The 25,568-nt window shown below is 27.3% G+C and carries 27 protein-coding genes; 8 read left to right on the forward strand and 19 right to left on the reverse strand.

Features of this window, described 5'->3' with window-relative positions:
* Position 1 precedes the first annotated feature (1 nt).
* Positions 2-253 carry an OadG family protein gene (locus tag LXN10_RS15025; RefSeq protein ID WP_375723791.1) on the reverse strand — a complete coding sequence of 84 codons (252 nt, stop codon included), beginning with the start codon at positions 251-253 and terminating at the stop codon, positions 2-4.
* A 309-nt stretch (positions 254-562) separates the two neighbouring features.
* Here LXN10_RS15025 and LXN10_RS15030 point away from each other — a divergent pair, with 309 nt between their 5' ends.
* The gene (locus LXN10_RS15030) at positions 563-1,219 is read left to right on the forward strand and encodes a S24 family peptidase (RefSeq protein WP_375723792.1); all 657 of its coding nucleotides are present in this window, start codon (positions 563-565) and stop codon (positions 1,217-1,219) included.
* On the opposite strand, the gene LXN10_RS15035 is transcribed toward LXN10_RS15030, so the two are convergent.
* The 5 genes from LXN10_RS15035 to mobB are packed head-to-tail and all read right to left on the reverse strand — an operon-like array spanning position 1,216 to position 5,712.
* On the reverse strand, positions 1,216-2,205 hold the full coding sequence (locus LXN10_RS15035) for a peptidoglycan synthetase (RefSeq protein WP_375723793.1): 990 nt from the start codon (positions 2,203-2,205) through the stop codon (positions 1,216-1,218). The genes LXN10_RS15030 and LXN10_RS15035 overlap by 4 nt on opposite strands.
* Positions 2,206-2,213: 8 nt before the next feature.
* On the reverse strand, positions 2,214-4,160 hold the full coding sequence (metG, locus tag LXN10_RS15040; RefSeq protein ID WP_375723794.1) for a methionine--tRNA ligase: 1,947 nt from the start codon (positions 4,158-4,160) through the stop codon (positions 2,214-2,216).
* A 13-nt stretch (positions 4,161-4,173) separates the two neighbouring features.
* Positions 4,174-4,374 (reverse strand): hypothetical protein, encoded by a 201-nt coding sequence (locus LXN10_RS15045; protein WP_375723795.1) that lies wholly within the window; start codon positions 4,372-4,374, stop codon positions 4,174-4,176.
* Positions 4,364-5,209, reverse strand: coding sequence for a class 1 fructose-bisphosphatase (locus tag LXN10_RS15050; protein WP_375723796.1), 846 nt, complete (start codon positions 5,207-5,209; stop codon positions 4,364-4,366). Before LXN10_RS15050 ends, LXN10_RS15045 begins: the two co-directional genes overlap by 11 nt.
* Positions 5,209-5,712 (reverse strand): molybdopterin-guanine dinucleotide biosynthesis protein B, encoded by a 504-nt coding sequence (gene mobB, locus LXN10_RS15055; RefSeq protein WP_375723797.1) that lies wholly within the window; start codon positions 5,710-5,712, stop codon positions 5,209-5,211. The genes LXN10_RS15050 and mobB overlap by 1 nt, the downstream gene beginning before the upstream one ends.
* Positions 5,713-5,790: 78 nt before the next feature.
* Here mobB and LXN10_RS15060 point away from each other — a divergent pair, with 78 nt between their 5' ends.
* Positions 5,791-6,300 carry a hypothetical protein gene (locus LXN10_RS15060; RefSeq protein WP_375723798.1) on the forward strand — a complete coding sequence of 170 codons (510 nt, stop codon included), beginning with the start codon at positions 5,791-5,793 and terminating at the stop codon, positions 6,298-6,300.
* Here LXN10_RS15060 and LXN10_RS15065 read toward each other — a convergent pair.
* Genes LXN10_RS15065 through bamA form a run of 6 tightly spaced genes read right to left on the reverse strand, consistent with a single transcriptional unit; the run spans position 6,266 to position 13,883 of the window.
* Complete coding sequence (locus LXN10_RS15065) at positions 6,266-7,657, reverse strand: transglycosylase SLT domain-containing protein (RefSeq protein ID WP_375723799.1); 1,392 nt, start codon at positions 7,655-7,657, stop codon at positions 6,266-6,268. The two genes, LXN10_RS15060 and LXN10_RS15065, sit on opposite strands and share 35 nt — an antisense overlap.
* 9 nt (positions 7,658-7,666) lie before the next feature.
* The gene (locus LXN10_RS15070; RefSeq protein ID WP_375723800.1) at positions 7,667-7,945 is read right to left on the reverse strand and encodes a YggT family protein; all 279 of its coding nucleotides are present in this window, start codon (positions 7,943-7,945) and stop codon (positions 7,667-7,669) included.
* A complete protein-coding gene (gene gltX, locus LXN10_RS15075) occupies positions 7,942-9,243 on the reverse strand; it encodes a glutamate--tRNA ligase (protein WP_375723801.1) in 1,302 nt (433 codons plus the stop codon). The genes LXN10_RS15070 and gltX overlap by 4 nt, the downstream gene beginning before the upstream one ends.
* 1 nt (position 9,244) lies before the next feature.
* Entirely contained in the window at positions 9,245-10,528 is a 1,284-nt protein-coding gene (locus tag LXN10_RS15080; protein ID WP_375723802.1) for a M16 family metallopeptidase, read from the reverse strand.
* A 7-nt stretch (positions 10,529-10,535) separates the two neighbouring features.
* Positions 10,536-11,603, reverse strand: a complete 1,068-nt coding sequence (locus tag LXN10_RS15085) for a dehypoxanthine futalosine cyclase (protein ID WP_375723803.1) — start codon at positions 11,601-11,603, stop codon at positions 10,536-10,538.
* An 18-nt stretch (positions 11,604-11,621) separates the two neighbouring features.
* Positions 11,622-13,883, reverse strand: a complete 2,262-nt coding sequence (gene bamA, locus LXN10_RS15090; RefSeq protein WP_375723804.1) for an outer membrane protein assembly factor BamA — start codon at positions 13,881-13,883, stop codon at positions 11,622-11,624.
* A 108-nt stretch (positions 13,884-13,991) separates the two neighbouring features.
* On the opposite strand from bamA, the gene LXN10_RS15095 reads away from it, so the two are divergent.
* On the forward strand, positions 13,992-14,822 hold the full coding sequence (locus LXN10_RS15095) for a prephenate dehydrogenase (RefSeq protein ID WP_375723805.1): 831 nt from the start codon (positions 13,992-13,994) through the stop codon (positions 14,820-14,822).
* Here the strand turns inward: LXN10_RS15095 and folP are convergent.
* From folP to LXN10_RS15120, 5 genes are read right to left on the reverse strand one after another with little or no spacing between them, the layout of a single operon-like run.
* Positions 14,819-15,628, reverse strand: a complete 810-nt coding sequence (gene folP, locus LXN10_RS15100) for a dihydropteroate synthase (protein ID WP_375723806.1) — start codon at positions 15,626-15,628, stop codon at positions 14,819-14,821. The two genes, LXN10_RS15095 and folP, sit on opposite strands and share 4 nt — an antisense overlap.
* A 27-nt stretch (positions 15,629-15,655) precedes the next feature.
* Positions 15,656-16,279 carry a DNA polymerase III subunit delta' gene (locus LXN10_RS15105; RefSeq protein ID WP_375723807.1) on the reverse strand — a complete coding sequence of 208 codons (624 nt, stop codon included), beginning with the start codon at positions 16,277-16,279 and terminating at the stop codon, positions 15,656-15,658.
* Positions 16,280-16,281: 2 nt separating this feature from the next.
* On the reverse strand, positions 16,282-16,833 hold the full coding sequence (locus LXN10_RS15110; protein ID WP_375723808.1) for a HobA family DNA replication regulator: 552 nt from the start codon (positions 16,831-16,833) through the stop codon (positions 16,282-16,284).
* 2 nt (positions 16,834-16,835) lie between these two features.
* Complete coding sequence (locus tag LXN10_RS15115) at positions 16,836-18,044, reverse strand: aspartate kinase (protein WP_375723809.1); 1,209 nt, start codon at positions 18,042-18,044, stop codon at positions 16,836-16,838.
* A gap of 17 nt (positions 18,045-18,061) precedes the next feature.
* Positions 18,062-18,565, reverse strand: coding sequence for an RNA pyrophosphohydrolase (locus LXN10_RS15120; RefSeq protein WP_375723810.1), 504 nt, complete (start codon positions 18,563-18,565; stop codon positions 18,062-18,064).
* 55 nt (positions 18,566-18,620) lie between these two features.
* Between LXN10_RS15120 and hemW the strand changes: the two genes are divergently transcribed.
* From hemW to LXN10_RS15145, 5 genes are read left to right on the forward strand one after another with little or no spacing between them, the layout of a single operon-like run.
* Positions 18,621-19,682: a radical SAM family heme chaperone HemW gene (gene hemW / locus LXN10_RS15125; protein WP_375723811.1), complete on the forward strand. Its 1,062-nt coding sequence runs from the start codon at positions 18,621-18,623 to the stop codon at positions 19,680-19,682.
* Positions 19,683-19,741: 59 nt separating this feature from the next.
* A complete protein-coding gene (gene prmC / locus LXN10_RS15130; protein ID WP_375723812.1) occupies positions 19,742-20,566 on the forward strand; it encodes a peptide chain release factor N(5)-glutamine methyltransferase in 825 nt (274 codons plus the stop codon).
* Between the two features lie 10 nt (positions 20,567-20,576).
* On the forward strand, positions 20,577-22,544 hold the full coding sequence (locus LXN10_RS15135; RefSeq protein WP_375723813.1) for a M3 family metallopeptidase: 1,968 nt from the start codon (positions 20,577-20,579) through the stop codon (positions 22,542-22,544).
* Positions 22,545-22,590: 46 nt separating this feature from the next.
* Positions 22,591-23,067, forward strand: a complete 477-nt coding sequence (locus LXN10_RS15140; RefSeq protein WP_375723814.1) for a hypothetical protein — start codon at positions 22,591-22,593, stop codon at positions 23,065-23,067.
* 20 nt (positions 23,068-23,087) lie between these two features.
* On the forward strand, positions 23,088-23,363 hold the full coding sequence (locus LXN10_RS15145; protein WP_375723815.1) for a hypothetical protein: 276 nt from the start codon (positions 23,088-23,090) through the stop codon (positions 23,361-23,363).
* 1 nt (position 23,364) lies between these two features.
* Here LXN10_RS15145 and LXN10_RS15150 read toward each other — a convergent pair whose 3' ends face one another.
* Both LXN10_RS15150 and cheB read right to left on the reverse strand, forming a co-directional pair.
* On the reverse strand, positions 23,365-24,420 hold the full coding sequence (locus LXN10_RS15150) for a tyrosine-type recombinase/integrase (protein WP_375723816.1): 1,056 nt from the start codon (positions 24,418-24,420) through the stop codon (positions 23,365-23,367).
* A gap of 70 nt (positions 24,421-24,490) precedes the next feature.
* Positions 24,491-25,567 carry a chemotaxis-specific protein-glutamate methyltransferase CheB gene (gene cheB, locus LXN10_RS15155; RefSeq protein WP_375723817.1) on the reverse strand — a complete coding sequence of 359 codons (1,077 nt, stop codon included), beginning with the start codon at positions 25,565-25,567 and terminating at the stop codon, positions 24,491-24,493.
* Between the last annotated feature and the right edge of the window lies 1 nt (position 25,568).

The raw sequence follows: 25,568 nt of genomic DNA on the forward strand, positions 1-25,568 counted from the left end.
ATTAACCTTTTTGATTATTGTGATGTTGAATAGCTGCAGTTATAGCAGCAATCTTTTTTGCAGTATTATCAGATGTTGCAACACTAGGTTGAACTTTTCTAGCAGGTTTTATATTTTCTTTTTCAGGAAAATACTTTTTAATAAGCCCTGCTTGAGCTTTCAAAGCTAAAACCATAATTATAAGGAAAGAAAAAACTATTCCCATTCCTAAAACCATAAATTTTAATGCTTCCATGACTAAATTTGTTTCCATATATTTCTCCGTCAAAACACCGAATTCAAATTAAATTCTATAGTAATTAACCTTTGTTAAAATTAATTTTATGGAAAATATATGTAAAATTTTAAAATTTACACTATTTATACATATTTACAATATTTTGTTACCATATTTGTATAATAAATAGTCTATTCTTTTTATAGCTCTTGAAATTGATGATTTTGTATCTAAAATGATTGTTTGCATGTTATTCTCCTATAAATATTTCAAATTTTAATATATTTTCATAAAACTATTGAAAAATCTTTCATTTTGTAATATAATTTCAAAAAAGGAGACAAAATGTTATTAGTAAATGAAATAATTGAAAGACTGAAAGATGTTTTAAGTACTGATGGTATCAAAGGGAAAATCTTTGACAAAGATGTTGCGGATGCACTAAGTTTATCACAAGCTAATTTTGCAACTATGAAAAATAGAAGTAGAATACCTTTTTCAAATATACTAGACTTTTGTGCAATAAAAAAGATTTCGATAAATTGGCTTTTATATAATCAAAATCCTGGATCACTTGTGGACTCAACAGATAAATACTGGATAAAATATTTTCCGGAAATTTCAGTTAGTGCAGGGGGAGGGGCATATGATAGTGATGAAAATTATGAAAATATTGAAGTTCCACCATATTTTGTAGATACTTTAGGTGGAGAGCAAAACTTAAAAAATATCGAAGCTATAAATGTAATTGGTGACTCAATGGAGCCTACATTAAATTCAAATAATATTATCTTTGTAGATAAATCAATAAAAAGTGGATTTAGAGATGGGATCTATGCTTTTACAACTACTCATGGACTTTTTGTAAAAAGAATACAAAAAAGAGTTGATGGAAAACTTGATATTATTTCAGATAATAAAGACTATCCTGCTCAAGTTATGAAAATCGATGAATTAGAGGTTTTAGGTAAAGTTGTTGGCTCTTTTGGAATGGTATTCTAAAAGAGTTCTGCACTTTCATGCAAAGATAGCTTTAAAGTCTCTTCGACTTTAAACTTATCATATCCCATTATATAAATTGCATTGAAATTTTCTTTTTTAATAACTTGTTTTAAATTATCTAAATTTTCTAAGACAATTTGGGCTTCATCTAAACCTTCAATATAAATAGGACTTATGAATATAGTTTTACCATATTTATATTTTTTTTCTAAATACTTAATTTCATCTACCAGTAATTCTAAGTTTTTTTGACAAACAATGAACTTATTGCTCTTACCAAAATCTATTACATTTAAATATTTATCCACAAAAATAGGTTTAAAGTGCGTTAATTTCATTAGTTTATGAAAATCAATATCTATATTTAAAAAATTGTAAACATCTAAAAATTGATTTATATAAAGTGATGGGATTTTTAGTTTGTTAAAATATTTTTCTTCATATGAAAATGATGTTTCAAATAACGAGTGTTCGATAAGATTATCAATTTTGTACTCTTTTGTAGAAAAAACTTTATAATTTGGATATATTTTTTTGATAAGCTCTTCATCTGCACAAAAAAATATCTCTTCTTCACTTAGATTTTCCATAATTTTAGTACTTCTTAATAAATTAGAAGAGATAAGATGAATCTCTTTTTTTGAAGACTTATATATGTTTATTAAGTCATAAGTAACTTTATCACAATAATAAACTTCTAAATTAAGCGTAGAAAACTTAAATCTAAAAAGTTTGACTAAAGCTTGATAAACTGAGGGTACTTTTATCCAAGCAATTTCTTTATCTAACACTTCAATTTCAAAATCATAAACAATAGCAAAAGCACCATTTTGCATAGCAATTTCTATATCATCTTTATTTTTAACTAAAAATAAATCACCTTCAATTACTTTTTTTGGATCAGTTTTAATATTGTATATAAAAGAAATAGATGGAGAGTTTTGAAGCTCGCCATCTATAATATCAATGATAGAAGAAATATTCACAATATTTCTTAAGAGATTTTCGTTCCAGAAACTTTTGGTTTTTCAGGACGAACTAAATTTAAACCATTTTCATCACGAGCAGCTAGAAGCATACCTTCACTTATCATTCCCATTAGTTTTGCAGGTTTTAAGTTTGCTACAACACAAGCTTGTGTTCCCACAAGCTCTTGAGCACTGTAAGACTCTTTTATTCCAGCTAAAATTTGTCTATTTCTTCCTTCTCCTAAATCAACTTGGAGTTTTAAAAGTTTTTTAGATTTTGGAACTTCTTCAGCTTCTACTATAGTACCAATTTTTAAAGTTGTTTCAAAAAATTTATCAATTGTAATTAAATTATCTTCTTCAATAGGTTCTTCTACTTTTTCTTCTTTTTTAGCAGGTTGAGTAGCTACATCAGTTGGTTTTGCTTGCTCTAATAATAGTTCTTCTATTCTTGGGAATAGTTGTTCTATTTTAGTAATAGTAACATCTTCAATTAATTCTTTGTTTCCTATGATTTTTGTATAGTTTTCAGTATTTATTTCTAATCCAATACATTGAGCTATTTTAGAAATTTTGTCAGGCATTACAGAATCTAAAAGTAGGGCAACCTTAGCCATAATATTAGTAATCAAAGCAACTAAAGCCATAGCTTCATCTGCTTTTCCTTCTTTCATCTTAGTCCAAGGTTCATAATCACCAATTGCTTTATTTGCAATTGTTAAAACTTTCCAAATCTCTTCAAGATATCTATTTAATTGCATATTATAAATATAAGCTTCAAGTCCAGCTAAAATCTCATTTACTTCATCTAATTCTTTACTATGAAATTTAACTACATCTTTTGAAGTAACTTTATATTCAAAGTATTTTCCACTCATACCAATAATTCTATTAAGTAAATTTCCTAAGTCATTACCTAAATCTGAATTTATTCTATCCATTAAAGCTTTTTGAGAAAAATCACCATCTTGACCAAAAGGAACTTCTCTAAGCATAAAATATCTAAAAGCATCAAGACCGTAAGCATCTGCCACTTCTTTAGGATTTACTACATTTCCTTTTGATTTTGACATCTTATCACCATCTCTTGTCCACCAACCATGAGCTGCTATATGCTTTGGTAATGGTAAATCTAAAGACATCAAAAATGCTGGCCAATAAATAGCATGAAATCTTAAAATGTCTTTTCCAACTAACTGAATATTTGCTGGCCAATATTCCATATTCTTATCATCTGTTCCATATCCAAGTGCTGTAATATAGTTCAATAAGGCATCTAACCACACATACATAACATGTTTTGGTTCATTTAATGATTCAGGTAATTTAACACCCCAATCAAATGAAGTTCTAGATATAGATAAATCTCTTAATCCACTTTTTACAAAATTTATAATTTCATTCTTTTTAGAACGAGGTAAGATACAGTCTGGATTTTCTTCATACCATTTTAGAAGTTTATCTTCATAAGCAGATAATTTAAAGAAATAACTCTCTTCTTTTACTATATTTGTAGGTTTTCCACAATCAGGGCAAAACTCATCTTCTATTAATTGTTTTTCAGTAAAAAATGTCTCACATGACACACAATAATAACCTTCGTACTCACCCTTATAAATATCACCTTTATTAAACATTTTTTCAAAGGCAAATTGCACACCAGTTTTATGCTCTTCATCAGTTGTTCTTATAAACTTGTCATATGTGATATCGAAATCATCCCATAAAGCTCTAAATTTACCAGAAACTTCATCCGCATACTCTTTAGAAGTTTTACCTCTTAGTTTTGCACTCTCTTCGATTTTTTGTCCATGTTCATCAGTACCAGTAAGTAAGAAAGTCTTATTACCAGTTAATCTTGAGTATCTAGCCAACATATCAGCGATGATTGTAGTATAGGCATGACCTATATGCGCAACATCATTCACATAATAAATAGGAGTAGTAATATAAACATTTTTATGACAATTCATTTTTTACCTTTAATTAAAATTCAAATCCACCGGTAGAACCTTTGTTCATTGATTCATACACGGCTATAACATATCTTTTTCTTATTTCACAATCAAAAAACTTCTCACAAGGATTACAAGAATCAAAACCAAAAGATTTTTGACACTCTTTTAATCCAACTATTTGCTCTTCTAAAGCTTCTTCCCAATGATCTGGAGTTTGATTATTTTCCATTTTCACTATAAACTTTTAAAACTCTATTTATCTCTTCTTTTGAACCAAAAAAACAAGGAGTTGTATCATGAATATGAGTAGTAGGAACTTCTAAAACTCTTTTAAATCCATCAACTGCTCCACCACCTGCTTTTTCATAAGTAAGTGCGAAAGGAAATACTTCAAAAAGTTGTCTTAGTTTTCCTTTTGGTCTATCAGTTGTTCCTGGATATGAAAATAATCCTCCACCTTTTAGAAGTATTTGATGAAGATCTGGGACCATTCCACCGCTATATCTTAATCTATAACCATCATTAAATATATCATCGATTAGTTGTTTATGGAAAGGAGCCCAACAATTTTGTGTAGAACCAGGAGCATTTAACTTACCTTTTTCATTTAACTTAATATCTTGAATAAATTTAAATTCCCCATTAAGTAATCTATACATTTTTACATCATCAGTAGTAATTACCATTTCAACTCTAGGTCCAAATACTACATAAACAGAAGCTATTATATTAGCAGCATTAAACTCATTTTCATAAATACCAAAAATAGACCCAACTGATAAATTTACATCAACAAGTGATGAACCATCTAAAGGATCATAAGCAATTAGATACTTTCCATCGTCATGTAGGTTTACGATATTTTCTTGTTCTTCACTAACTATTGCTTTTATTGATTTAACTTTTGAAAATATCTCTTCAATAATAATATCACTTTGAATATCAAGTTTTAGTTGTGTATCACCAGTTGAATTTTCTAGTTCACTTTTACCTGTATCACCTGTTTCTATAAGATATTTAATCTTTATAGCTGATTCTTTTATGGCATCAAAAATTTCATTCATTATTTTACTCTTTTCGCATTTTGCTCAATCCATTTGATTATCTCTTCTGGATCATTTAAATCTAATTTTACCATTCCCTCAGGAACATCTTTTATACTATCATCTGTTGCAATAACATCAGTTACCTCAAAATAAGAATCTTCAATTCTATCCCTAAAAACTGCGATTCGGGGTAGGGGAAGTGTTTTAAGACCTTCAACTAATAAATAATCAAATTCCCCAAACATATCTATAATCTCTTCCAAAGAAGAATTTGTTTGTTTAAACATTGTAGTTCTTGTAGGTCCCACAACTGCGACATCTGCACCTGTTTGAAAGAACTTAAAGGAGTCTTTTCCTTCCCTATCAAAGCTAGCTTTATCCTTAGGATCATGCTTAACTATACAAACTTTATACCCCATATCTTGAAGAATACTTGATACTTTTATTACTAATGTTGTTTTTCCGCTATTTGAAGGACCTGTAAAAGCCACAGCCAAATGTTTTTTTGTATTTAATTTCATTTTGGGATTTTATCTAAATGATGGTTAAAGTATCTTTAGTGTAAAATCACGAACTTATTATACAAATTTGGAGATTTAATGAACAAACTTTTATCAATTATTTTATTTACTTTTTTACTTTTTATAACTGGTTGTAGCTCTTATTCTATAACAAAATATTTTAATAAAGATGAGTTTTTTCTTAACTCTTTACAATATACTAAAAAAGCAGATATTGTAGAAAATAATGAAGTTATATCTATATTTACTGCAACATATTTAAATAAAGTTGATGATAAATATGATGATAAGTACGAAAACTTCATAGTTTCTATTTATGTTGCAAATAATAAAAAAGTTGGAACACCAATCATAACTTTAGATAAACAAAGTTATTCAAAAGAGGAAGAAGAAGATAATATAAGTTATAAAGAAAATTATACAAAGATGGAAGAGATAAAGAAAGGTTCAAAAATCATTGAATCAATTCCTTTAAAAAACCCATGGGCAAAATATTATTTAATCAAATTTGAAAAAAATAAAAATATAGAAAATCCAGTATTAAGATATAAATTTAGTGAGAAACAGAAGGCTGAAATAAGCTTTTAAAAAACTCTTCTAAACTTAGTTCTTTATTATCTATAATCTTTGTATAGGCAATAAAGCTTACAATAAAAGCTTTTGCTTTTTCATTCCCCATAAGCTCTAAACTTAAATATGGCGCATAAAGACTATTTGTCTTAAATAAATCAAATTTTAATTTATCATTTAAATATTCTTTATTATTAATATACCCATAAAAAAACATCAAAGGATGAGAATAATCAGTTTTTAAATCATCTAATATATAGGTAAAATAATCAATATTTATCTTAGGGTCAAGAAGTTCTTCTTTTTTAGTGGTTAAATTATATAAAAGCATTAGTTTTTCAGCTTTTCTTAGACTTACTTGCATCAAACCTAAGTTAAACTCAGGTGATACTTTATTTTCATCAAAAGAGCTTAGAGTCTTTGCAAATGAGTTTATTAGTATATTTTTATAATTAGAATATTTTTTTAAGAAATCATAATCTAAAACTTTAAAATCATCACCAAAATTAATCTTCTCTTTCAATTGTTGTTTTATGTATAAAGTATAAATATTTAAATCATTTGATTCTTTAAGGGCATTTAAACTCTTTTCATCTTTATTTAATAAATAAAGCCAAAAGTTAGCTTTATCTTTGTCTTTTTGAGTAATAGCTTTTAAGAGGGCATTTTCAAAGTATATATTTGTTTTTAGATCATATTTTTTGTTTAAAACTCTATTTAAACCTAATAAAAATGATGTTTCATAATTATAATTTGTATCATCAAATTCTAAAAAAGTAGATTGCAAAAAATTTAATTTAGGATTTGAAATAGCCATTAATAAAAACTTTTCAAATCTTTTATCATCTTTTATTTTTTTAATAGTATTAGAAGGAAGTTTGTAATTTAGTTTTTCATATAAAAAGTTATTACTAACATTTAAATATATATCATATATCATATCTTTAGAAGAAGAAACAAGCTTAGTAAAAGGAATAGGGGAGTTTATAATTTTTAGCTCTTTTGCTAAAGTAGGGTAGCTATCTTGGATCTTTTGTATTATTGAATTTAATTCTAAAGCATTTAATCCTAAAGCTTTTTTTAGTGTAAGTCCAACAGCAATACAATCACTATATGAATCAACTAACTCTTTTGCTTTTGCATTTAGACACTGAGAGACAGCTAGCGTCTCATCAAGGTCTATTTTTTTTGCATATTCATCAAAAATGGTTTTATTTACATTTGAAATATGTTCTAATATATTTATAGTATTATCATATGATTTTTCACTATTTGACAATTTTACATAATTGTCAAAATCACTTTTTAAAATATCTTCAGATGAATATACATAAGAATTTATGAGAAGAAAGCATAATACAATCTTAAATCTCATAAAAAATCCTTACATACCCATAAATAATCTTCCTAAAAATTTTTCTAGGAAAATAAGTACTAAAATAAGAATCATTGGTGCTAAATCCATACCACCAAATACTGTAGGAATATACTTTCTTATTAAAGCATAAGCAGGTTCTGTTAATCTATATAACATTTGAACTATTGGATTATAAGGATCTGGTCTAACCCAAGAAATAAGTGCCGAAATAATCACAACCCATTTATATAAAAATATAACGTTCATAACAACTGTAGCTATTGCCCCTATTAGTGCATCTATCATTTTATAATCTCTCCCATATAATTTTTAATCAGTGAATAAATAGTTGATAAATCTGGACCTGAATATGTTCCTGTCAAAAGATATCTTAAAGTTATTGATAAAGATTTATCATCTAATTTTGTATTTTCTTTAATATATTTTTCTAATTCATTAAAATGATCCATAAAAGGGACAGATGATAAACATTTTTTTAAATCAAAAAATTCATCTTCAAATCCTTCTAAAGAATCTTTTGACCCAAAGATTAAATCTATTTTAGCTTTAATCTCATTTATTGTACTTACTTCTTCTAAATATAGTTTTCCTAACTTTCCAATATCTGTATCTGCAAAACCTAATATTTTAGATAATCTCATTTCATCCAAATCAGCAATATGTTTTTTGTTTATAAGTTTTAATTTTTCTATATCAAATTCAACTGCATCATTTGAAACTTTTTTAATATCAAACCACTCAATAGCTTCTTCAATTGTAAAAATTTCACTGGGAGTTTTATTTCCTAATAATACTAAATAATTAGCAATTGCACTTGGTAAAAAGCCTTGTTCTATAAACCATATTACGCTATTTTCATCATCTGTTTCATTCATGTCTTTATTAGTATTTACATTTAAAAGAGTAGGTATATGTATATAGTCAATATTTTTAGTATAATTTAATTGATTTCTTACATGTATCTGTTTTGCTGTATTTTCTATGTGTTTTGTATCTCTTATTATAGTAGAAATGTCATAAAGCATATCATCAACAGAACAAGAAAAGTTGTAAGTTGGTGTTTTATCATGTTTTAAAATAATAAATGAATCAACACTAGAAGGTTTAAAAGAAAATTTTCCTTTAAGTAAATCAGTAAATTCAATAGCTTTTTCTGGCTTTTTTATTCTAACTGTAAAGGGTGCATTACAGTTTAAAACTGTTTCATCAGATAAAGTTTCACAAAAGCCATCATAACTAATTACCTTTCCTTCTTCTTTACATTTTGCACTTATCTCTTTTAATTTTTCATCTGAACAAAAACAAGAATAAGCTTTTTTTGAACCCATTAACTGCATAGTTAACTTTTGATGATATTTTAAATTTTCACTTTGATAAACAACAGCTTTATGTTCAATAGAAAAAAGACTTAAAAGTTCAAGGATTGCTTTATCATTTCCAGCAATGATTTTTTCTTTATCTAAATCTTCTATTCTTATTAAAAGTTCTTCATTTAATTGTTTGGCAACAATGTAATTAAATAAAGCGACTCTTAGGTTTCCTAGGTTCATAACCTCTGTAAGACTTTGTGAGAACCTTAGCAAATTATTTCCTTACTATCGAAAATGATAAGTTTTCTATCTCAGAATGAGATTTAATATAGTCATTAATTTGTTTTAAATTTAGTTTTTCTATTTTTTCTAACTCCTTAGTAGAATAATCTTGCTCTAATCCTCTATAATAAAGAGTAAATGCTCGATTTAATCTTTGGCTTAAAGTTTCAACTCGTAAGGGCTCACTTCCTGTTAAAAAGTTTTTAGCAGCTTCTAATTCATCTTTTGTTATGCCTTTTTTTACAAATTCATTAACAATTTTAATTACTAAATCTTTTGCTTCATTTGCTGTTTCATTTTTTGTTTGCAAATAACCAGAAAAGTATGTGTGAGATTTATTTATAGAAATTTGACCATAAGCACTGTATGCTAAACCTCTTTTAACTCTTATTTCTTCCATCAATCTTGAACCAAAACCACTTCCACCTAAAATAAATGAAGCTACTTTTGCAATATAATTATTTTCATCATTTACTTTTACATCAAAAGGACTTCCAAAATAAATATATGCTTGTTCTGTCTCTTTTATCTGTTCTTTTATAACTTTTTTATCAGAAGCTTCAATATCAATCATTTTTGATTCTTTTCCATGTTTTAAAGAGCTTAAAAGAGGGGTTAAATCATTTTTTACTTCGTCTAAAGTAATATCACCACCTGCTACAATTATTAGATTTTCTAAAACTAAATTTGAATTAATAAAGTTTTTAACATCATCAAGTGAGATTTTTGAAATAGACTCTATTGTTCCACTTGAGGGATTTTCTAAAGCAGTACCATTAAAAAGTATTTTATTTAACTCTTTTCTTGATACATAATCATAGTCATTCTCTTTTCTTTTTAAAGAACCTGTTAAAATTGTTTTTATTTTTTCTACTGTTTCATCTTTATAGTTGGGAGATTTTAGTAATTCATTTAATAATTCTAAACCGTTTTTATAAACATCTTTAATAGATGATAGTTCTATAACAAATGTTTCAAATCCATGAGAAACATTTAATGAAATGGCCAAATTTTCTAATTTTTGTGCAAACTTTGTACTTCCATCTTCCAAAGTACCTTCATTTAACAATCTTGCAGATAAACCTGCTAAACCATTTTTATTATTATCTTTTATTGAACCACTATTTTTGAATACTAATTGCAAATTAAAAGTTGGCAAAGAGTGTTGTTCTTCAAAAATCACTGGTATATTTGTATTATTTATTTTAATATGCTCTATTTGGGCACCCATTAAAAATCCTTGTATTATTAATAATATTAATGCTATTTTTTTCATATTAGAATTAAAACCTTTCTAATATCTCATATGCAGTATTTCTTTTCGCTGGGTTTTCACCTATATCTCGTATTAATTCAATCATTTCATCTTGGTTCATACAATTACTAGCACCTGCAGCAGCAACTACATTTTCTTCCATCATAGTACTTCCAAGGTCATTTGCACCAAATTTTAAAGCCATTTGACCAATATAACTTCCTTGAGTCACCCAAGAACTTTGAATATTTGGGAAATTATCTAAAAAAATTCTTGAAACTGCTAACAATCTTAAATATCTATTTGAAGATTGAGGTTTCAAATCAGGAATATCTTCTAATAATTTTGTATTAGTACTTTGAAAAGACCACATAATAAAAGCTCTAAAACCACCTGTTTCATCTTGTAGTTGTCTAATTAAATCCCAATGTTCTATAATCTCTTCATCTGTTTCAACAGTTCCAAACATCATAGTAGCAGTTGTTTTCATACCAATTGAGTGAGCAAGTCTATGAACTTCTAACCATTTACTTGCATCTATTTTTTTAGGAGCAATTATATCTCTTACTCTATCACTTAAAATTTCAGCTCCAGCCCCAGGAATTGAACTTAATCCTTTAGCTTGTAATCTTTTTAAAACTTCTAAAATAGTTATTTTAGAAACTTTTGCTATATACACAATTTCAATAGCAGAAAAAGAGTGTAGGGTAATTTGAGGAAATTTAGTATGAATATGTTCAACTAAATCTTCATAGTAATCAATTTTTAATTTTGGATGAACTCCACCTTGCATAAGAATTTGTGTTCCACCAATTTCAAGTAATTCTTCTATTTTTTTATCAATTTCTTCATATGTTAATACATATGCATCATCATCTTTCCCATGTCTATAAAAAGCACAGAATTTACAATCTACCCAACAAACATTTGTATAGTTGATATTTCTATCAACAACAAATGATGTAATTCTATCAGGATGTAATTGTGCCTTAATTTTAGAAGCCATTTCTCCTAATTCAACTAAAGAAGTATTTTGAATTAAATCCAAAGCCTCTTTTTTCGTAATTCTATTTGTTATACTCATTTTTTTTACCATAATTTACTCTTTATATTTTTAAAAAGATGATCCTAAAGCGAATTCAAATGTAGATGTTTTATCGCCTTGTTTGTCATCTAAAGGTTGAGAGAAGATAAACTGGAGTGGTCCAAATGGAGATATCCATTCAAATAAGGCACCAGTTCCACTTCTTTTTACTTCTGAAAAAGAATCTTTTCCTATCATACCATAATCATAGAAAACTCCCCATCTCATTTTTGATTTAGGAATTAAGGGAAATGACAATTCTATACTATTTGCAAACATTTGCTTATAAACTGTTTTATTTACTAAATTATCATCTGGTCCAAAGGCATATGATTCATATCCCCTTAAAGATTTTGGTCCACCCATATATAAGGAGTCTCCTCTATTAAGTTGTCCATTATCAACCAGAAAATTTAAATTTGCTCTATATCTAAAAATCCAATCACTATCAATTAAATCTTCAAGGGAATGAAAATACCTAAAGTTTGTTAAACTCTTTAAATATTTAGAATCTCCTCCAACTCCTGCAAATTCTAAAGAAGTACCAGTTTTTATTCCTCTTCTTGGTATCATATAATCATCTGTATTATCAAAATTAATATAAGGGGTAATAGAACTCGTTATATAGTCTTGATTTACATCAGAAGGTAAAGGTTGTCCATCAGAAGTATCTGTATCTGTATATGATTCATCAATCATATCAAACCTATATCTTGCACCTGCATATAAGTTTCTTATAATTTCTCTTCCCGCTGATATAGAGAATCCCTTTGAAACTTTATCTAATTGATAAGCACCATTTACCGTACCTGAATAATCAATCTCTTCTTCAGATTGATGAATTTCCACTCTTCCATTATATTTACTATCTCTAATAGCTGGATTGCTTAAAGAAAGTGCATAATTATGATTTTTTTCTGAAAAATCAACATTCACAGCTGCAGCTAAACCAGATCCAAATACATTTTTTTCATTAATCCCAGCATTTAATAATAATCCATCATAAGAACCATATCCCCCACCAAGAGTAATATTTCCAGTGGGAGTCTCTTTAACTTTAACTACTAAATCCATACTATTATCAGTAACTCTTTTTTGCTCAATTATTACATCATCAAAAAAACCTGTTCTTTTTAGTTTATCTTTAGACTCATTAAAATCTGTAAGAGAAAATAAATCACCAGGTGCTAAATAAACATCTCTTCTTATAACTCTATCTAATGTTCTACTATTTCCAGAGATTATTACATCATTGATATAAACTTTTTTACCAGGAATTATATTAAATACTACATCAGCTGTACCATTTTTCTCATTTTTATTTATGTCATACTTAACTTGAGTAAAAGCATACCCCAAATCAGATACCTTTGTTTTTAAATATTCAACATCTTTTCTAAGTTTTTCAATATTAAAAACATCACCTTTTTCTAGTTTTAATTCACTATATAATGTTTTAGGATCAATTATTGAAGCATCAACATATATTTTAATATCATTAGTTGAATATTGCTTACCTTCCTGTATAAAGAAGTCTAAAACTGCATCATTTGACGCAAAGTTAATTTTCATAAAAGGATCTTTTACCACAGAATCTAAATAACCATTTTTCAAATACTGATCTCTAATTCGTGGAGCATCATAGTCTAGTTGTTCTAAATTAACTTCACCATTATTATTTCCAAACCACCAAGGAATAAAATCTCTTTGATTATTTGCAGTTACTTCAGTAAAATCATCTGCTTCTAGTTTAGTTGCTCCATAATAGTTAACTTTTTTAATTAAAATTTCATCACCAACATTTACATCAAAAGTAACTGCTACTGCATCATTATCTAAGTTTTCTACATTTACTTCAACAACAGAATTTACATAACCTTCTCTTTCTAAATTTTTAAGTAAAATCTCTTTTGCATGTTTAATTTTAGAAGGAGTATACATATTTCCTTTTTTTATACCCATTCTTGAATATAACTCTTCTTTATCTTCATCTCTACTTTTGTAGTTATTCATTTCTATATTAGCAATAGAAGGTTTTTCTTTAAATATAAACTCAATATTTCCATTATTATTATTTACTTTTATATCATCAAAGTATCCGAATTTATAGAACTTTTTAATTGCACTATTAATTGATTTATTATTTATATTATCACCAACTCTTAAGTCTATTGTTTCATCCGCGATATCTTGAGAAATTCTAGATAAGTTAACATATTTTATTGACTGTATCTCTTGCCCATGCAAAAATGTAGCCAGCATTAAAGATGTATATAAAGCAGTTTTTTTCACGTGTATCCTTATAACTATTCTTATTAAAGCAGATAATATAACTAAATAAAGTTTATAGGATGATTAAGATATAATCTTTTTTCATAATAAATAACAAGAGGTAATATAGTGAATATTGGAATTATTGGTTTAGGTCTTATGGGTGGTTCTATTGCTAAAGCTGTAAAAAAATATGCAATTGCAAAAAATGTATATGGATATGCAAGAAATGAACAAACAGCAAAAGAGATAGAAGATTTAAAACTAGTCGATAAATTAATGAGTTTAGAAGATTTAAAAAAGAATTCAGATGTAATTATTCTAGCTATTCCAGTTGATTCAATAATTTCTATGTTTGATGAACTAAAAGATGTATCAAAAAATACTACTATAATGGACTTAGGCTCAACAAAAGAGTACATAGTTAAAAATATTCCAAAAGAAATCAGAAAAAATTTTATTGCAGCTCACCCTATGACAGGAACTGAAAATTTTGGTCCTAAAGCTGCAATTGATGGCTTATATGAAGGAAAAGCTGTTGTCTTGTGTGATTTAGAGGATAATGATGAACTTCATAAAAATAGAGCAGTCCAAATATTCCAAAATATTGGTATGAGACTTGTATTTATGAAAGCTTCTGACCATGATATTCATGCATGTTACATGTCACACTTGCCACATGCTATTTCTTACTCACTAGCTAATACAGTTATGAATCATGAAGATCCAAGGTCAATCATTGCACTAGCTGCCGGTGGATTTAAAGATATGAGTAGGGTGGCAAAATCAAGTCCTTATATGTGGACAGACATTTTTAAACAAAATAGAAAAAACTTACTAAAATCTATAGATTTATTTGAAACACATATGAAAGAAGTAAGAGATATGGTTGAGAAGGAAGATTATGAAGCTTTAACTCTTTGGATGAAAAAAGCAAATAGTTTACATGAGATACTTTAAAGTATCTTCATATCATTAATAGCTTCTTGAACTTTTATAGCTTGAAAATGCTCTTTTACATCATGACATCTTACAATTGAAGCACCATTTCTAATTGATTCCAAGTGAATTGCTATTGTTCCTGAAAGTCGCTCTTCTGGACTTGATTCTATTATTGCATTTATCATAGATTTTCTACTTGCTGCCATTAATAACTCAAAACCAAAATGACTAAAATAGCTTAAGTTTTTGATAAGTGTTAGATTATGTTCTAAATTTTTTCCAAAGCCAATACCAACATCTAATATAATATCTTTTATTCCAAAGCTTTTTGCTTTTTCAACTCTTTGTTTGAAAAAATCATTAATATCTAAAACCACATTTTTATATTCTGGACTTTGTTGCATATTTTCTGGATTGTTTTGCATATGCATAATAATAACTTCAGCATTATATTCTGAAGCTACTTTACAAACTTTATCATTTTCTAGTCCTGTAATATCATTAACTATACTAAAGCCTTTACATAATGCATAATCCAACACTTTTGGTTCATATGAGTCCAATGAAAACTTAACTTTTTCATATAATTTTTCTTCATAAATTAAATCAATTATTGGTCTTACTCGACTTAGTTCTTCTTCAACTGATACAGAAATACTTCCAGGCCGACTTGAAACTCCTCCCAAATCAATAATATCTGCACCATCACTTATCATTTGTTCTATTTTTAAAACTGCACTTGAACCATAAAACCTACTATTTTTAAAAAATGAATCTTCATTGGCATTAATAATACCCATTATTTTTGTTTTATTAGTTTTCACAAAGACCTCACTTTTTTTGAAGTATTTTTATCTGTATTTTCTATGAATAATTGTAAGAAGTAGAGTAGTTAAAATATTAATTGGTCTAGAATTTAACTCTAAAAGTTTTATTCCATTTGAAAAAACATCTAACTCTTTTTGAGTTAACTTTATTTTTTGAGAGTTAATTTTTAACATAACAGACTCAATAATAGCTTTTGCCTCTTTTTTAGTAATTTTTTGATTATCTTTTAAGAATTGATACAAATTTTTTAAATCCATTCTAAGAAAATCAAAATCGATATCAACTCTTTCTATTTTACTTTTAAGATATTTATGTGGCATTCGTGAAAGAATAGTAGGTAAAATATTCGATTTTGATGTTGTAATAATAACAAAAACTATATTTCTAGGTGGTTCTTCTAATACTTTTAGTAAAGAGTTTTGAGCTTCAACTCTAAAGCTATTTCCACAAAGAAGTATATATTTTGTTTCATTAGATGAAATATATGCTTCTTTAATAACTTGTTGTGCCTGAGCTGTTAAAAAATCATCTTTTTCTTCATTTCTTATAATTCTATAACTATGTTGCGGCAAAGAAGGAATTAAACTACTTAAAGTTTTATCTATATTATTAACAATTAGTATGCTTGAACTATTAATATTAGTCAATTTTAACTCTCAACATTAATTTCAGCAAAAAGAGCTGCACTTAAAGTCTTATTATATAATCTAAACATCTGTAAAAGTTTCATATCTAAAGCCATATCGCTACTTTTCAAATTAAAAGCATCTTGCTTTTCTTCATCAAAAAGCCAAAGAAAAGAGTATTTAGAAACTTTAGGAATAAAAGCTCTTGCATCTTGACTTCTTCCTATATACCAAAAACAATATCCATTAGGAAAAGATATATTTAACATATCTTTTAAATAATTTACATCATCTTCATTTTGAACATTATCCATTAACTTATAAAATGATTTAAAATCATAAAAAGGCAAATATGGTCTATTTAGGCTTTTTTTATTTATATTTGTAAGAATATACTCTAAAAACCAATTTCTTTCATCATCACTTATAACAATAACTGAACAACCTTTATCCAAAATACTTAATACAGATTTAGCAACTAAAGGTGTCCATTCATATTTTTTTTCTTCTAACCAAGGAGACAATAGTTTATCATCTCTTATTGTATCAACAGTCCAATTTAAGAATTCTTGCACTTCTATTTATCCAACTCATAGGCATCGTGTAAAGCACGAACAGCCAATTCTGCATATTTTTCTTCAACTATCACTGAAATTTTTATCTCACTAGTTGATATTATTCTAATATTAATATTCTCATTAGCCAAGGCAGTAAATGCTTTAGAAGCAACTCCAGTATGAGATTTCATACCAACTCCTACTATTGAAACTTTACAGATTTTTTCATTGTAATCAAATTTTTCAACTTCATCTTCAAATTTATGCATAATAGTTTTACAAATTTCTAAATCAGTTGTAGGAATTGTAAAGTCCAAAGATGTTTTTCCATCTACTGCAACTGTTTGTACTATCATATCAACATTAATATTTGCATCTGCTAGTGCTGTAAAAATATATGATGCAATTCCAGGTCTATCTGTAACTCCATACATACCAACTCTTACTTGATTTTTATCCAAAGCAATACCACTTACTATTGGCTGTTCCATTATATTCTCTTCCTTTGTTATTAAAGTACCTTCTACTTCTGGAGTAAAGCTACTTCTTGATATTAAATTTACATTTAATTTTTTTGCCATTTCTACAGATCTATTTTGTAAAACTTTTGCACCTAAACTTGCTAACTCTAACATTTCATCATACGATATTTTGTCAAGTTTCTTAGCTTTTGGTTCTATTCTAGGGTCTGTTGTGTATATACCATCAACATCTGTATATATTTCACAAACATCTGCTTCTATTGCACCTGCAATTGCAACAGCTGTTAAATCTGAACCACCTCGTCCAAGTGTAGTTACTCTACCTTTTTCTGTAACTCCTTGAAAACCAGCAACTACAACAATTTTACCTTCAGCTATTGATTCTTTCATATTTTTTGTATCTATGTACTCAATTCTAGCTTTTGTATGTCGTTCATCTGTTACAATACCTGCTCGTCCACCACTCATTGAAATAGCACTATAACCAGCTTCATTTAAAGCAATAGATAGTAAAGCTGATGTAACTCGTTCACCTGAACTTAATAGCATATCCATCTCAGAAGGAGCAGGCATTTTTGAATAACTTTCAGCATATTCTATTAATTTATTAGTTTCACCACTCATTGCAGAAACTACTGCAATAACATCATGACCTTCATCTTTAATTTTTTTAATAATAGTTGCAACATTTTGAATTCGTTCTAATGTACCAACGCTAGTACCACCAAATTTTAATACTTTTAACATCTAATTCATAATCCTTTTTAAATATAACCTTCTTTTTTAAAATACTTCAATACTTGCTTATAAACTGTTCTTTTGAAAAAAGTTATATAATCATAAATATTTTTTGTTGGAACAAATTTATATTCACTAAATTCAGGTGTATGATGAGTATAGATATCTATTTTTGCACCATCATTTAATTTTACTAAATAATACTTTTGTATTTGACCATCATATGGTTTCATTTTTTCAGCAATTGCTGGGGGGAAGTCATAACTTACCCACTCAGGATACTCTGCAATGATTTTGATATCACTAGTACCAATTTCCTCTTCTAATTCTCTAAATAAAGCTTCTTTGGCTGTTTCACCTTCATCAATTCCACCTTGTGGGAATTGCCATGCATTTTCTACATCAGTTCTTGAAGCTATGAAAAGTTCGCATTTTTGAGGATACTTTGCTGATAAAACAATTGCTGCTACATTAGGTCTATAATTTTTACCACTCACATTTGTAGGTATATTCTCACTTTTATCAATCATAAATATCTTTTCCCTTATAATAAGGGAAATATTATAATAAACTTAGGATTAAAAATTGCTTTTATACATACATATTCCATTTTGTGATAGTAAATGCTTTTATTGCGCATTTAACTCATATGTAGATAGATTTCACTTGAAACAAACTTATATGAAAGCTATTGAGAAACAACTAATTTACGACATTGAACACTATTTAAAAGATGAAAAGATAGAGACAGTATTTATAGGTGGAGGAACTCCTAGTTGTGTAGATTTTAAAGAGTATAAAAATATTTTTAAAATCATATCACCATATTTAATTGAAAACTGCGAAATAACAAGTGAAGCCAACCCAAATTCTGCAACAAAAGAATGGCTTCAAGGTATGAGAGATTTAGGTGTAAATAGAATCAGCTTTGGAGTACAAAGTTTTAATGATAAAAAACTAAAATACTTAAATCGAGCGCATAATAGTAATAGTGCTATAAGTGCTATACAAAATGCCAAATGTATAGGTTTTAGTAGTATTAATTGTGATATTATTTACGGTGTACAAGGTGATAGCTTTGAAAAATTAAAATACGATTTTGATAAAATAAATGAACAAAATATCGACCATATAAGTGCATATTCTTTGACCTTAGAAGAGGGTACAAAGTTCTTTAATAAATCCCATGTAAAAATAGATGATGAAGAACTATCTTATAAGCTATTTGAGTATCTAAAAGGCTTAGGCTATGAACAATATGAGATTTCTAACTTCTCAAAGTCTAAAAACACTCAATCTAAACACAACTTTGGCTATTGGGAGTATACAAACTACTTAGGAATTGGAACAGGTGCTGTTGGCTTTGTAGATAATTTCAGATACTATCCCAATAAAAATATAGAACAATATATAGAAAACCCTATTTCTTATGAAAAAGAGTATATGGATGAAGTAGATATTAAAACAGAGAAAGTACTATTAGGTCTTAGATCTAATGTGGGAGTAAATTTAGCTATTTTTAATGAAAATGAATTAAAAAAAGTAGAAATATTAATCGAAGAAAAAAAGCTATACAAAGTAGATAATAAAATCTATAATTACAATTTTTTACTCTCAGATGAGATATCTTTATTTATATTAGATTAGCTTCTATTAAAGAATAATTTATACTCTATATGTATAATACGGTTTTCAAAGGAGTTTAATTGACAATAAAAGAGACCATTAAAAAATATTCACAAGAGCTAAAAGAAGTAACACATATACCAGCAAAAGAAGTAGAAATATTGATTATGTTTCTACTAGAAAAAAATGTTATTTGGATGCATTTAAATGGTAATTTTGAGTTTACAAAAGAGGAAGAACTAAAAGCTTTAGTTAAAAAAAGAGCCACACATTTTCCATTAGAATATCTTACAAATAGAGTTTCTTTTTATGGTGAAACATTTATTATAAAACAGAATGTTTTAATACCTAGACCAGAGACTGAAATATTAGTTGAAAAAGCATTCGAAAAATTAAAACAAATAGAAAATCCAAAAGTAGTAGAAATTGGAACAGGAAGTGGAATAATTTCAGTAATGCTTTCAAAACTACTTCCCCAACTTAAAGTTACTGCAGTTGATATAAATGATGATGCCTTAGAATTAGCAAAAGAAAATACAAAAAAACACTCAGTTGAAAATCAAATTTCTTTTATAAAATCTGATTTATTAAAAGAGGTTAGTGGAGATTTTGACATGTGTATTTCAAACCCACCATATATTTCAAATAATTATGTTTTACCACATAATGTTAAATACGAGCCTAAAAATGCCCTTTTTGGAGGAGAAATTGGTGATGAACTTTTAAAAGATTTAATTGAAGAAGTTACATCAAAAAATATAAAATATCTATATTGTGAATATGGATATGATCAAAGAGAATCTATAAAAAATTATATGAAAAAATTCAATGTAAAATCACTAGAGTTTTATAAAGACTATTCTGATTTTGACAGAGGGTTTTTAATTGAATTTAATACTAAATAAAAGGAATAATATGTTTGAAGAATTTAATGTAAATAATTTAGATAAAACGAAAGAGTTGTTAGAAATAAAATTAAAAGAGTCAAAAGAGCAAATAGAAAAGCTTTTAGAAATAGAAAATAAAACTTACGATAACTTTGTAAAGCCATATCAAGAAATAGGGGAGTGCATAAATGAATTCTTAACTCCTATGTTTCATATTGATTCTGTTAAAAATACAGAAATAACGACAAAAGTGCATGAAGAATGCCTTCCTTTGATTTCAAACTACTCAACTGAGTTAAGTCAAAATGTAAATATTTATACATCTTTAAAAGATATACAAGATAATGATAATACCTCTTTAAATGATATACAAAAAAAAGTCTTAGAAAATGAAATTAGAGACTTTGAATTATCAGGTTGTCATTTAAATAATAATTTAAAAAATAGACTTAAAGAGATAAATTTAAGACAAAGTGAGTTATCACACAAGTTTTCTCAAAATCTATTAAATGCAACAAACTCATATGAAATGATAATTGAAGATTATGAAGATGTAAGAGAAATACCAGAGTCTGACCTAGAACTTGCCAAATTTGAAGAAGAAGGTAAAATAAAATATAAGTTTACATTACAAATGCCTTCTTATATAGCTTATATAACATATGGTAGCAATAGAGACAAAAGAGAAGAGATATATAAAGCATACTGCACTAGAGCCCCAGAAAATGGAAAAATCATTGAAGAAATACTTACATTAAAAGATGAAAAATCTAAAATACTAGGATTTGACTCATATGCACAGTATTCACTAAGTACTAAAATGGCTAAATCAGAGGATGAAGTAATAGATTTCTTATATGAATTAGCTAAAAAAGGAAAAGTTGGTGGTAAGAATGAAGTTGAAGAGATAAAAGAGTTCGCTAAAAAAGATGGAATTGAAGAATTAAAATCTTTTGATTTATCTTATTATTCTGAAAAATTAAAAAAAGAAAAATATGATTTAGATGAAGAATTATATAGACCATATTTTGAAAAAGAATCTGTTTTAAAAGGATTTTTCGAATTTCTAAATTCTATATTTGATATTGAATTTAAAGTATCAAATACTCCTACTTGGGATGAGAAAGCAACGGCTTATGATATCTATGAAAGTGGAAAATTATCTTCTAGAATTTACATAGATTTAGAATCACGAAAAGACAAAAGAGGAGGTGCGTGGATGAACAATTGGCATTCATATTATGTTGATAAACATAATAATATTCATTTGCCAACTGCTTACATTGTTTGTAACTTTCCACAATCAACAAAGGATACCAAATCACTGTTAAGACACTCAGATGTTGTAACACTTTTTCATGAAATGGGACATGCTCTACATCACTTATTAAGTAAAGTTCCTGAACCTTTTCTTAGTGGAATTTCTGGTGTTGCATGGGATACAGTTGAGTTCCCTTCACAGTTTTTAGAATACTTTTCGTATGATAAAACTGTATTAAAACAGTTTGCAAAACATTATAAAACAGGTGAAATATTATCAGATGAAGCAATAGATAAAATCATAAAAGCAAGAAATTTTCAATCTTCATTAAGTATGATTAGACAAGTAGAATTTGCTCTTTTTGACTTTAAACTTCATCAAAAATTATATAAAAATGAAGATGATGTGCAAAAATTATTAAATGAAATTAGAGATGAAATTTCTATCATTAAACCACCAATTTATAATAAATTTCAAAATGGTTTTTCTCATATTTTTGGAGGAGGATATGCTGCTGGATATTACTCTTATAAGTGGGCAGAAGTTTTAAGTGCAGATGCTTATTATATGTTTATAGAATCAGAAAATACATTCAATAAAGAGCTAGCTTTAAAATATAAAAAAGCTATTTTAGAAAAAGGGGGTTCTTCTGATATGAATGAACTTTTTTATGAATTTGCTCAAAGAGAGCCAAGTGTTGACTCTTTATTAAAAATTGATGGAATTATTAGCTAATTTTTGGCACAATACGACTTGATATAATATCAAATAAGGATAGTTAATGAGTAATAATAGTGATACAATTTCTAAATTGAGCGATGCTCTTTCTAATTTAATAAATGCATATGAAACTTTACAAAAAGAAAAAGAAAATTTAGAAAAAGAAAACCAAGGATTAAAAAATACAATTGAAGATTTAGAATCTTCAAATGGAGATTTAAAAAGTAAATTAAATGATATAAACTCTACAAATGAAAAACATGGAAGTAATATAAATTCAATGTTACATAAAATTGAAAATATACTAAAAGTAGGTGATAGAAAAAAAGACAATTATAGTAGTAATAACTATAATAATAATTCTGCGCTTAAGGATGATGATGAAGAATTTTCAACTACACCTACTATTTCTAGTGATACCTTTCCTAAACAAAAGGCAGAATCAGTTAGTGTAGATGATATTCAATTAGAAAAAAAATCAGATGATAAAATTGATTTAAATAGAATGGCTTCTTTATTAAATGGTTTTAATAAGTAAAGGTGATTTAATACAATAATATGACATTACTTCTAAATAAAATATCTCTATACTCCACTTTTGGAGTAGATGATTTTGATTCACTTGATATTGCAATAAATAATATGGCACCATCTATGGTAGAGTACTATTTATCGGATTTATCCGATGGATTTGAAAATGTATATCTCAATAAGAGAAATATACAAAATAGTCTAACAATAGGGGACTTTGCCATTTATTTAGATTATGCAGATGAAATTTATTTAGAAATAGATGATAATAAAGAAGATTTAGAAACTTCAAGTTTATGGTAAGTTAATCCATTAAATTTGTAGTTGCTTTTAATCTCTCTTTATCAAAGTGAGTATAAATTCTTGAAGTATTTATATCAGAATGCCCCAATGCTTCTTGAACAAGAATAAGATCATGGTGTTTTTGGTATAAAAGTGTTGCAAAACTATGTCTTAACATATGTGCACCATTTTTTTCTTTTCTTATTCCACAGCTTATTAATATTTTTTCTACAATTCTACTTATGTATGCTTGGGTTAGTCTATTTCCTTTTTTATTACAAACTAAAAAGTCTTCCTCACAAGCCCTTTGATTAAGCCAATAATTTAACTCATTTTGTATGATTTTAGACTTTATCATTACAACTCTTGGTTTATTTCCTTTTCCTCTTACTTGTATAATATATACATCATCTTCTTTATACATATCTTTTAGTTTTAAGTTTAACATTTCAGAAACTCTAATTCCCGTATAAATTATAATTTTTAGAATTAATCTATTTCTATACATAATATCTTCAGAAAATTCAAAACTATCGATTTCTTCTAAAAACCTTGATATTTCATCTTTATTCATATAAGAGGGCAGTTTTGTTCCAGATTTTCCTCTTAGTCCACCCCAGTTCTTTAGTTCAATTTTAAACATATATGAATTACCATCTAGCGTCTCATTTTGTTTATCAATATATGAAAATAGCGCAAGTAGGGCTATTCTATGGTTCTTTTTAGATGCATCAGATAAGCCACTTGTACTAGTTGCAAGAAAATCACTTAAAAGTTCTTCGTCAATTTCTTTCATAGATGCTAAACCCAAATTTATCAAAAAATTATATAGTTTTGCCAATGGATTATAATAAGTGTTTATTCCAGACAAGCCAATATTTCTAGCACTTTTAACTAAAGAGGTTAATTCATCTAAAGAATTAGTACCTTTAACTAAATCTTTTATAATAGCTGCCAATTTATCTTTATCGTTAACATTTGAATTACTAAGTGAAGTTAGTTTATTTCGAATAAATCTCTCAATCCAAAAGAGAAGTGTTTTCTCAAAACTATCACAGAAGTCTAAATCATATCGCATACAAGTCCTTTAATATTATAGTTTGAAAATTATAGTTTTCAATACTAAATAACATATTTAATTAAATTATCTATCTTTTTAAGTTCTTTGAAAAATCAACTATATATTGAGCTATTTCATCCAAATGGACAATATCTTTAACCGCTCCAGCTTCAATTGCTTTTTTAGGCATTCCAAAAACTACACAACTTTCTTCATTTTGAGCGATTGTATAAGCACCATTATCAAACATCTCTTTTATTCCTATCATTCCATCATCTCCCATTCCTGTCATCATCACAGCCATAGCAGAACTCCCTATAGTATTATTTACAGATCTAAACATAATATTTACACTTGGTTTATGATGTGATATTCTTATTCCATCAATAAGTTTTGTAAAGTATTCATTTCCTCTTTTTTCTATACTCAAATGCATATTACCAGGAGCTAAAAAGGCTTTACCTTTTTCTAGTTTCATTCCATCTTTTGCCTCACAAACATCAAGAGCTGATTCTGTATCTAATCTTTGAGCAAATGATCTTGAAAACCCATAAGGAATATGTTGAGTAATAACTATTGGAGGTAAATCATTCGGTAATGATTTAAAAACTCTTAAAAGAGATTCAACTCCACCTGTTGATGAGCCAATTGCAATAACTTTTATACCACCTAATCTTGCAGGAGCTGATTTAAGCAACTCATCTGGATGATTTTTTGTGTTAGTTTCTACTTTACTTGTTTTCTTTTGAATAAATTGTGCTTTAGGTTTTTTTAGTGTATATTGTTTCAATAAGAATGTAAGATTTAGTAAATTATCTTTAACTCTTGATTGAAAGGACATCATTGATTCCCCATTAGCAGGTTTTTCTATATATCCAACAGCACCATCATCAAAGATATCATTTCCCCTTGCACCCTCACCTGATACTACTACAGCTGGCATAGGATGAAGTCTCATTAGGTTTCTTAGAAAAGTAACTCCATCCATTTTGGGCATATTTATATCAATAGTTACCATATCTGGTTCAAATTTTTTGATTTTTTCTCGTGCATCAAAAGCATCAACAGCTTCATCAATAACTTCAAACTCATCGATAGAATTAATAATATCTTTTAAAATTCTTCTCATTGATAATGAATCATCAATTACTATAACTGTATACATT

The sequence above is a fragment of the Arcobacter iocasae genome, from assembly GCF_042214795.1.
GTDB classification, from domain to species: domain Bacteria; phylum Campylobacterota; class Campylobacteria; order Campylobacterales; family Arcobacteraceae; genus Arcobacter; species Arcobacter iocasae.